General features: G+C 76.2%; 1 protein-coding gene. It reads right to left on the bottom strand.

The features are described from left to right. Nucleotides 1–398, bottom strand: a 398-nt coding sequence (locus tag FVA95_RS29290; RefSeq protein WP_149666937.1) for a glycosyltransferase family 39 protein, incomplete at its 3' end; no start/stop codon positions are given. Nucleotides 399–543 lie beyond the last annotated feature (145 nt).

Here is a 543-nt window from a genome sequence, read left to right as displayed (position 1 = left end):
AGCAGACCGGCCCCCGGCCCGGCGACCCGCCGGACCGTGGCGTGCAGCAGCGCGACCGCGCCGACGCCCATCAGCGCCTGGGGCACCAGCACGCTCCAGCTCGACAGCCCGAACAGCCGCACCGCCAGCCCGATCGGCCACAGCGCCCCCGGCGCCTTGTCCACGGTGATGCCGCCGGCCGTGTCGGAGGCGCCGGAGAACCACGCCGACCAGCTCTGCCCACCGGCCTGCGCGGCCGCGGCGTAGAACGCGTTGGCCCAGCCCGAGGCCGACAGTCCCCACAGGTACAGCGCGGCCGTCGCGGCGAGCAGCACCGCGAGCGGCAGGTGCCGCCACCGGCGGGCCGGCGGGGGAGACGGTGCAGCGGCGGGCCGGGGCCGGGGCAGGGTGCTCGTCACCCGGGTGACGCTGCTCCGCCGTGCTGTGCGGAGCCGGTGATCGACCTGTGAACCACCTGTGCCGGTCCACCCCGGTCCGTCGATCAGTACATGAGCGCGGTGAGCCCGAGCCGGGACAGCCCTCAGGTACTGATCGACGCCGGGG

The organism is Pseudonocardia sp. EV170527-09, from assembly GCF_008369905.1.
Lineage (GTDB): Bacteria > Actinomycetota > Actinomycetes > Mycobacteriales > Pseudonocardiaceae > Pseudonocardia.
This window is presented reverse-complemented; position numbering and strand designations above follow the sequence as displayed.